The sequence below is a fragment of the Streptomyces sp. NPDC046716 genome (assembly GCF_040645755.1).
GTDB lineage: Bacteria > Actinomycetota > Actinomycetes > Streptomycetales > Streptomycetaceae > Streptomyces.
In genome coordinates this window covers 1-8,043 of record NZ_JBEYYU010000122.1, presented here as the reverse complement: position 1 = coordinate 8,043, position 8,043 = coordinate 1, and the positions used below count along the sequence as shown (strand labels likewise).

At 71.3% G+C, this 8,043-nt stretch carries 8 protein-coding genes; 6 read left to right on the top strand and 2 right to left on the bottom strand.

From position 1 onward, the window contains the following. The first annotated feature begins 291 nt into the window (after window positions 1-291). Genes ABZ930_RS40970 through ABZ930_RS40960 form a run of 3 tightly spaced genes read left to right on the top strand, consistent with a single transcriptional unit; the run spans window position 292 to window position 4,399 of the window. Complete coding sequence (locus tag ABZ930_RS40970) at window positions 292-2,313, top strand: beta-galactosidase (RefSeq protein ID WP_361560587.1); 2,022 nt, start codon at window positions 292-294, stop codon at window positions 2,311-2,313. Window positions 2,314-2,338: 25 nt separating this feature from the next. Further along, entirely contained in the window at window positions 2,339-3,016 is a 678-nt protein-coding gene (locus ABZ930_RS40965) for a pyridoxamine 5'-phosphate oxidase family protein (RefSeq protein ID WP_361560584.1), read from the top strand. A 60-nt stretch (window positions 3,017-3,076) separates the two neighbouring features. Continuing rightward, window positions 3,077-4,399 carry a radical SAM protein gene (locus ABZ930_RS40960; protein ID WP_361560581.1) on the top strand — a complete coding sequence of 441 codons (1,323 nt, stop codon included), beginning with the start codon at window positions 3,077-3,079 and terminating at the stop codon, window positions 4,397-4,399. A gap of 29 nt (window positions 4,400-4,428) precedes the next feature. On the opposite strand, the gene ABZ930_RS40955 is transcribed toward ABZ930_RS40960, so the two are convergent. Then, the gene (locus ABZ930_RS40955; RefSeq protein ID WP_361560579.1) at window positions 4,429-5,418 is read right to left on the bottom strand and encodes an asparaginase; all 990 of its coding nucleotides are present in this window, start codon (window positions 5,416-5,418) and stop codon (window positions 4,429-4,431) included. A gap of 128 nt (window positions 5,419-5,546) precedes the next feature. On the opposite strand from ABZ930_RS40955, the gene ABZ930_RS40950 reads away from it, so the two are divergent. After that, the gene (locus tag ABZ930_RS40950) at window positions 5,547-5,996 is read left to right on the top strand and encodes an Lrp/AsnC family transcriptional regulator (protein ID WP_361560576.1); all 450 of its coding nucleotides are present in this window, start codon (window positions 5,547-5,549) and stop codon (window positions 5,994-5,996) included. Between the two features lie 21 nt (window positions 5,997-6,017). Here the strand turns inward: ABZ930_RS40950 and ABZ930_RS40945 are convergent, their stop codons facing one another. Continuing rightward, the gene (locus ABZ930_RS40945) at window positions 6,018-6,197 is read right to left on the bottom strand and encodes a hypothetical protein (protein ID WP_361560573.1); all 180 of its coding nucleotides are present in this window, start codon (window positions 6,195-6,197) and stop codon (window positions 6,018-6,020) included. A gap of 123 nt (window positions 6,198-6,320) precedes the next feature. Here ABZ930_RS40945 and ABZ930_RS40940 point away from each other — a divergent pair, with 123 nt between their 5' ends. Further along, window positions 6,321-6,464, top strand: a complete 144-nt coding sequence (locus ABZ930_RS40940) for a hypothetical protein (RefSeq protein WP_361560570.1) — start codon at window positions 6,321-6,323, stop codon at window positions 6,462-6,464. Window positions 6,465-6,713: 249 nt separating this feature from the next. Then, window positions 6,714-7,904, top strand: coding sequence for a ribosome small subunit-dependent GTPase A (rsgA, locus tag ABZ930_RS40935; RefSeq protein WP_361560567.1), 1,191 nt, complete (start codon window positions 6,714-6,716; stop codon window positions 7,902-7,904). Window positions 7,905-8,043 lie beyond the last annotated feature (139 nt).

Here is an 8,043-nt window from a genome sequence, read left to right as displayed (position 1 = left end):
CCAGGGAATTCTCGGCGTGTGCGTTGACGAGCCTTTCGGCCCGCTCGTGTGCGAAGTGTCCGATGTCGGTGAGAGCGATCTGCTCTCCGGTGGCCCCGCGCCCCTGAAACGAGCTCCGCTCGTCCAGGGGAAGGGGGAACTGCGCGACCAGCCCCCGCCGGAGCCGCACTGTGACGGTGTCTGTGATCGGTTACAGCCAAGTTCTTGCCATTGATCAGCAACTTAAGTTTACCTAGGTCCATCGCCGCGCGACCCCATATGTGCACGCTCCCAGAACCCAGGAGAAGACCCATGACACAGCCCCGCCTGGCCTTCGGCGGCGACTACAACCCCGAGCAATGGCCGGAGGCCGTGTGGCACGAGGACGTCCGGCTGATGCGCGAGGCCGGCGTCACCATGGTGAGCGTCGGGATCTTCTCCTGGGCCCTGCTCGAACCGACCCCGGGCGTCCACGAGTTCGGCTGGCTCGACCGGGTCGTCGAGCTGCTGCACGAGAACGGCATCGCGGTCGACCTCGGCACCCCCACCGTCGCCCCGCCCAAGTGGTTCTACGACCAGAACCCCGACGCGCTGCCGGTCACCGCCGACGGCACCCGCCTCAACTTCGGCTCGCGCGGCGCCATCTGCCACAGCAACCGCGCCTACCGCGAGGCGTCGTCCCGCATCACCGAGCAGCTCGCCCGCCGCTACGGCGGACACGAGGCCGTCCGGCTCTGGCACGTGCACAACGAGTACGGCGTCCCGGTCAGCGCCTGCTACTGCGAGAGCTGCGCCGCCCACTTCCGCCGCTGGCTCACGGCCACGTACGGCACCGTCGAGCAGGTCAACCACGCCTGGGGGACGGCCTTCTGGGGGCAGACCTACGCCTCCTTCGCCGAGATCGACCCGCCGCGCACCACCCCGACCGTCGGCAACCCCGCCCAGCAGCTCGACTACAGGCGCTTCGCCGACGCCACCCTGCGCGAGAACTTCGTGCGCGAGCGCGACATCCTGCACCGCCTGGCCCCCGGCATCCCCGTCACCACCAACTTCATGACGGCGCTCAGCCAGTGCGACTCCCTCGACTACTGGGCCTGGGGCCGCGAGGTCGACCTCGTCACCAACGACCACTACCTGATCACCGACGGCCGCCGCACGCACGTGAACCTCGCGATGGCCGCCGACCTGACTCGCTCGGTCGCGGGCGGCGCGCCCTGGCTGCTCCTCGAACACTCCACGTCCGGCGTCAACTGGCAGCCCCGCAACCCGGCCAAGGCCCCCGGCCAGCTCGCCCGCAACTCGCTGGGCCATGTGGCGCGCGGCTCCGAGGGCGCCCTGTTCTTCCAGTGGCGGCAGTCACGGCGCGGCGCCGAGAAGTTCCACTCGGCGATGCTCCCGCACGGCGGCACCGACACGAAGATCTGGCGCGAGGTCTGCGAACTGGGCTCCACCATCGCCGAGTTGGCGCCCGTCGCGGGCACCCGCACGGTCGCCGACGCGGCCCTGCTGTGGGACTGGCACTCCTGGTGGGCGCAGGGCCTGCAGTGGCGCCCGAGCGAGGACCTCGACGCCCGCGAGCGCGCGGACACCTTCTACGAAGCGCTGTACGACCGCCATCTCACCGTCGACTTCGCCCACCCGGAGGCCGACCTGTCGGCCTACCCCCTGGTCGTCGTCCCCGCCCTCTACCTGGCGACGGAGGCCGCGGCCCTCAACGCCCGCGACTACGTGGAGAACGGCGGCACCCTCGTCGTCTCCTGCTTCTCCGGCATCGTCGACGAACACGACGCCGTCCACGAAGGCCCCTACCCGGGCGCCTTCCGCGACGTACTCGGCCTGACCGTCGAGGAGTTCAGCCCGCTCCTCGCGGGCGAGACGGTGCGCCTGCGCGGACCCGGCGACGCCGAGATCACCGGCGACGTGTGGACGGAGTTCGTCGTGCCGCGCGGCGCCGAGCCCGTCTGGCGGTACGAGGACGGGCTCGCCGCCGGACTCCCCGCGGTCACCCGGCACCGGTACGGGCGGGGCACGGCCTGGTACGTCTCGACCCGGCTGTCCGCCGCCGGCCTCGCCCCGGTCCTGGCCGCGGCGGGTGCCGACGCCGGGCTCGCGCCCCGCCCGGACCTGCCGCGCGACGTCGAGGCCGTGACACGGACCGGGGAGTCGGGCACGTACCTCTTCGCGATCAACCACACCCCCGACGAGGCCAAGGTGCCCCTGCCCGCCCCCGGCACCGAACCGGGCTCCGGCCGGTCCGTGGCGGGCACCCTGGTCGTGCCGGCCGGGGGAGTGCGGGTGGTGCGCCTGGACGACCCCTGCGCGGCGGACCGGTGATCACGCGGGAGTACTGTTCCGGCGCATGACGCACTCGGAACCGTCCCGCACGCTCATGCCCACCGACCGCACGCGCCTGCGTCGCTTCAAGGAGAACGCGAGCTTCGAGCGGGCGGATCTGGAGGCGATCCTCGACGCGGGCTTCGTCTGTCACCTGGGCGTGATCGTCGACGGCGCGCCCATGGTCGTACCGACGGTGTACGGACGTGACGAGCGGTATCTCTACGTGCACGGGTCCGTGGCCAGCCGCAGCCTGGCCGGCACCGACGCGACGATATGCGTCACCGTCACCCACGTCGACGGCCTGGTCCTGGCCCGCTCCGTCTTCGAGCACGGCGTGAACTACCGGTGCGCGATGCTCTACGGCGTACCGCGCACCCTGACCGACGACGCCGAGAAGACCGAGGCGCTGCGCCTGGTCACCGAGCACACGGCGCCGGGCCAGTGGGACCACGCCCGCCGCCCGAACCGCAAGGAGCTCGCCGCGACGACCGTCCTCGCCCTCTCGCTGGAGGAGGCCTCCGTGAAGATCAGCGCGGGCCCGCCGGACGACGGCGACTCGGACGACGCCGCGCTCGGCCTGTGGGCCGGAACGCTGCCGCTCACCGCGCGCTGGGGAGCGCCCACCGCCGACCCCCGGCTGCCCGCCGGGATCACCGCGCCCGCGCACATCGTGGCCAGGGCGGGGACCCGGCAGGGGTGAGCCACGGGCGGGGGATACCGTGGGAGGAGCTGTGACCGTCGATCGAGCAAGGAGAACGGGATGCAGAGCCGTACGGCGCTGGTAGAGGACCTGATGGAGCGCTTCCCGCATGTGCCGAAGGAAGCGGTCTTCAAGGAGGACCTGCTGCGCGGCGGTGTGGCGTTCGACGCCTCGGCTCTCAGTGACAACGAGGACGGCGAGGTCAAACCGAAGTCGTACTTCATCTTCTCCTTCGACCACGGCACCCTGCCCGAGCTGGGCGAGGCCGCGCTGCGCCGCCCGCCCGAGGAGATCGTCCTCACCGGCGGCCCCTACGACCTGCGCCGCACGGTCGTCTCGGTCCGCGTTAACCCGTCGTCCCCGTACCGGGTCGCGGCGGCCGAGGACGGCATGCTCGGCCTCTACCTGGACGGCAAGCGCATCGCCGACGTCGGCGTGCCGCCCATGCCGGAGTACTACCGGCACAAGCTCTCCAACGGGAAGTCGGTCATGGAGGTGGCCCCGACGATCCAGTGGGGCTACCTGATCTACCTGACCGCGTTCCGCGTCTGCCAGTACTTCGGCGCCAAGGAGGAGTGCCAGTACTGCGACATCAACCACAACTGGCGCCAGCACAAGGCGGCCGGCCGGCCCTACACGGGCGTGAAGGACGTCGACGAGGTCCTGGAAGCCCTGGAGATCATCGACAAGTACGACACCGCGAAGGCGTCGACCGCGTACACGCTGACCGGCGGCGCGATCACGTCGAAGGTGCAGGGCCTGGACGAGGCGGACTTCTACGGGCGCTACGCCAAGGCCATCGAGGAGTACTTCCCCGGACGCTGGATCGGCAAGGTCGTCGCGCAGGCGCTGCCCAAGGACGACGTCCAGCGCTTCAAGGACTACGGCATCCAGATCTACCACCCCAACTACGAGGTGTGGGACGAGTACCTGTTCAAGATGTACTGCCCCGGCAAGGAGCGGTACGTCGGCCGTGACGAGTGGCACAAGCGCATCCTCGACTCGCGCGACGTGTTCGGCGCGCGCAACGTGATCCCGAACTTCGTGGCGGGCGTCGAGATGGCCGAGCCGTTCGGCTTCAAGACGGTCGACGAGGCGATCGCCTCCACCACCGAGGGCCTGCGCTTCTTCATGTCGAACGGCATCACGCCGCGCTTCACCACCTGGTGCCCGGAGCCGACGACCCCGCTCGGCAAGGAGAACCCGAACGGCGCGCCGCTGGAGTACCACATCCGGCTGCTCGACGCCTACCGCTCGACGATGGACGAGTTCGGCCTGTCCTCCCCGCCCGGCTACGGCCCGTCGGGCGCCGGCCGGGCCGTGTTCTCGGTCAGCTCCTTCATGGACAGCCTCGCGCCGAACGAGGAGGCCGTGGAGATCTGATCCACGACGGGCCCGCGCCCGACGACCGGTCAGACGGTCGCCGGGTCCGGGTCCGTGAGCAGGCGGGAGAGCAGGGTGGCGTCGGCGTCGGCGAGGAGGGTGGCCAGGACCGCGATCCGGGCCTGGCCCGCACGCAGCGTCCCGGTGAGGACCGCGCCCGCGGCGACCAGATCCACGGCGCCGCCCCCCGTGTAGATCTCGGCGAGCGGCCCGGCCGGCACGCGCGAGGTGACGGCGACCAGAACGCCACGGCGCACGGCGGCGGCCACGGCGTCCGCGAACGCCGGAGTGGCGTTCCCGGCACCGGTGGCGACGAGCACGATCCCCCGCGCCCCGGCGGCGATCGCCGCCTCGAACAGAGTGGGGTCCGCGTCGCTGTGGTGCATGACGATGTCGACGCGCGGCAGACCGCCGTCGTCAGTCTTCGGCACGGGCAGCGGATCGGGCCGCACCGGAGTCCGGCGGATGTCGACCCGGCCGAAGCCGAGCTTCCCGAGCGCCTGCGGCCGCGACGGATCGCCGAACGCGTGCGCCGCGAGCGTCTGCGTCTTCACCGTGCCGCGTGCCGCGTACACCGAGCCGTCGAAGGCGATCAGCACCCCCAGGTCCCGCACCGTGGCGGCGACCTGGAGCGCGTCGTACATGTTCCCCGGGCCGTCGCCGTCAGTGGCGCCGAGCGGCTTCTGCGCGCCGGTGAACACCACCGGGCGCGGGTCGTCGTGGTGCAGATCGACCAGGAACGCCGACTCCTCCAGGGTGTCCGTGCCATGGGTGACGACGATGCCGTCGACGTCCGGGTCGGCGAGCGAGTCGCGCACCGCGCCCAGCAGGGTCAGCTGGCGCTCGCTGGTCATCTGGGAGCTGTTGATGTTGAACAGGTCGACGACCCGCACCTCGACGCCGTCCGGTACGGCGGCACTGGCCAGAACGGTGTCCCCGCCGGCGTCGGCGGCGTAGCCGGTGCCCTGCCAGCGGCTGGCGATGGTGCCGCCGGTGCTGATGAGCGTGATGCGCTTCATGGAGAGGTGCCTCGCGAGTGGGGGGAGAGGGGAGAGGGGAGATTAATCGCAAGGATAAGGCGAAAAGCGCGCAATTTGATTGCCAATTCTGACCCGAAGCGATCGGAAACGTGGTGGATAATTGCGCCATGGACGCGATCGACCTGCACATCTTGCGCGAGCTCCAGCGCGACGGGCGGCTCAGCAACCAGGAGCTGGCCCAGCGCGTGGGGCTGAGCCCGTCGCCCTGTCTGCGCCGCGTCCGCCAGCTCGAGCAGGACGGGGTCATCCAGGGCTACCGCGCGATGGTCGACCCGGCGGCGGTCGGCCGCGGCTTCGAGGTGCTCGTCTCCATCGAGGTCCGCCGCGACCGCGAATCCGTCGAGGCCTTCGAGCAGGCGCTCCAGGAGATCCCCGACGTCATCGAGGCCTACCGCCTGTTCGGCAGCCCCGGCTGCCTGCTGCGCATCGCGGTCGCCGACCTCGCCGCGTACGAGCGCCTCTGGATCGAGCGGCTCACCACCCTCGGCGGGGTCACCGAGGTGAACTCCCAGATCATCATGAAGCGCGTCAAGGAGCCGCGCGGTCTGCCGGTCTGAGGACCGGCAGACCGCGCGGGATCAGCGGCGACGCGACGACCGGCCGCGCGCCCAGCCGGCCGCTCCCGCCAGATGCAGGGCCAGCGCGGTGAGCCCGAGAAGCATGATGTTCACCGACGTGAACGTGTCGTTCGTCGAGATGTCGGCGGCGTTGATCAGGAACGCCAGGAAGAACAGCACGGCGGCGGCGATGGCGAACATGGGAACTCCAGTTCCTCGTCGGGTTGTTGTCGCCCGTGTGCCCCCATTCGTGTTCTGTACGGCATCCCGGGTATGCGCAGGGTGAGCGAGCACGAACCCACCGAACGACACCATGGAGGCGTCATGCCGGGCATCTTCGACCGGATCAAGCAGTACAGCCGCAGCCCGCAGGGCCGACGGGCCATCGCGACGGCGCGCCGGACCGCCTCCGACCCGCGCCGGCAGGCCCAGGCCCGCGCCTGGCTCGGGCGACTGCGCCGCCGCTGACGTGAAAAACCACTGGCGCCGGATCGGCGCGGGTGGTTAACGTCAGGACCGTTCCCGCGGCGCCCTTGGGGCTGCCGCTACCTGCCGTGTGATCTGGGGGTGTTGACCGATGGCTGTCGTCGCGCCGGGCGTTGCCCGCATTCGGAAGTTCGTCAAGTCCACCTCCGTGGCCACCGGCTGATCCCACACGCTCGTTCTTCTCCGCGTCCCAGGACGCGGCGCCGGGGCCACCCCTGTGAAGGGTCCCCCTTGTCTTCGTCCTCGTTCTCTTCCTCTTCTTCTTCGCTTTCCTCTTTTCCGGGTGCGGCGCCGTCGCACCCGCTCGCCGCGTACGGCTGGGACACGGACTGGGAGTCCGTGTTCGCCCCGTACGGGGCGCAGGGCCTGCTGGCCGGCCGGGTCCTCCGGGTCGACCGCGGGCAGTGCGACGTGGCCACCGCCGAGGGTGTCGTCCGCGCCGACACCGAGTTCGTCGTGCCCCGCGACCCGATGAAGGTCGTGTGCACGGGGGACTGGGTCGCCGTCGACCCCGAGGGCGGCGACCCGCGCTACGTGCGGACGCTGCTGCCGCGCCGTTCCGCCTTCGTCCGGTCGACGACGTCCAAGCGGTCCGAGGGCCAGGTGCTCGCGACCAACGTCGACCACGTCATCATCTGCGTGTCCCTCGCCGCCGAGCTGGACCTCGGCCGCATCGAGCGGTTCCTCGCGCTCGCCCACGCCAGCGCGAGCGGTGACGCCCTGCTGCACGACGCGGGACTCTCCCGGGAAGCGGCCGCCCAGCCGCTCGTCGTCCTCACCAAGGCCGACCTCGTGCCCGACGCGGTCGGCCTGTCGTACCTGGTCTCCGACGTGGCGGACGCCGCGCCCGGCGCCCAGGTGGTGCCCGTCAGCGCCCACGACGGCGACGGGATCGACGTGCTGCGGGCCGTCGTCGCGGGCGGCACGGCCGTGCTGCTCGGGCAGTCCGGCGCCGGCAAGTCGACCCTTGCCAACGCGCTGGTCGGCACCGACGTCATGGAGGTCCAGGCGGTCCGCGACATGGACGGCAAGGGCCGGCACACCACTACCACCCGGAACCTGTTCGTGCTGCCCGGCGGCGGTGTCCTCATCGACACCCCGGGGCTGCGCGGGGTCGGGCTCTACGACGCCGAGGCGGGCGTGGAGCAGGCGTTCGCCGAGATCGCCGAGCTGGCGGAGCAGTGCCGGTTCCACGACTGCGGGCACCAGGTCGAGCCCGGCTGCGCGGTGCTCGCCGCCGTCGACGACGGGACGCTTCCGCAGCGCCGTCTCGACAGCTACCGCAAGCTGATGCGCGAGAACCGGCGGCTCGCCGCGCGGACCGATGCCCGGTTGCGGGACGAGATGCGCAAGGTGTGGAAGCAGCGCGGGCAGCAGGGGCGCGCCGCGATGGAGGCCAAGCGGGGGCGGCCCATGAGGTAGTCGGCCGGGTGCCGCCTTCGTCGTGGCTGGTCGCGCAGTTCCCCGCGCCCCTGAAGCATGCGCTGCGCGCAGCTTCCCCAGGGGATCCGCTCAACCGGTTGCGGCGGCTCGAGCAGTTGACGGCGCGGTCGTTGTCACG

Bases quoted from the DNA above. Each gene is read 5' to 3' on its own strand.
- ABZ930_RS40970 (WP_361560587.1), top strand. From the start codon at position 292: ATGACACAGCCCCGCCTGGCCTTCGGCGGCGACTACAACCCCGAGCAA.
- ABZ930_RS40965 (WP_361560584.1), top strand. From the start codon at position 2,339: ATGACGCACTCGGAACCGTCCCGCACGCTCATGCCCACCGACCGCACG.
- ABZ930_RS40960 (WP_361560581.1), top strand. From the start codon at position 3,077: ATGCAGAGCCGTACGGCGCTGGTAGAGGACCTGATGGAGCGCTTCCCG.
- ABZ930_RS40955 (WP_361560579.1), bottom strand. From the start codon at position 5,418: ATGAAGCGCATCACGCTCATCAGCACCGGCGGCACCATCGCCAGCCGC.
- ABZ930_RS40950 (WP_361560576.1), top strand. From the start codon at position 5,547: ATGGACGCGATCGACCTGCACATCTTGCGCGAGCTCCAGCGCGACGGG.
- ABZ930_RS40945 (WP_361560573.1), bottom strand. From the start codon at position 6,197: ATGTTCGCCATCGCCGCCGCCGTGCTGTTCTTCCTGGCGTTCCTGATC.
- ABZ930_RS40940 (WP_361560570.1), top strand. From the start codon at position 6,321: ATGCCGGGCATCTTCGACCGGATCAAGCAGTACAGCCGCAGCCCGCAG.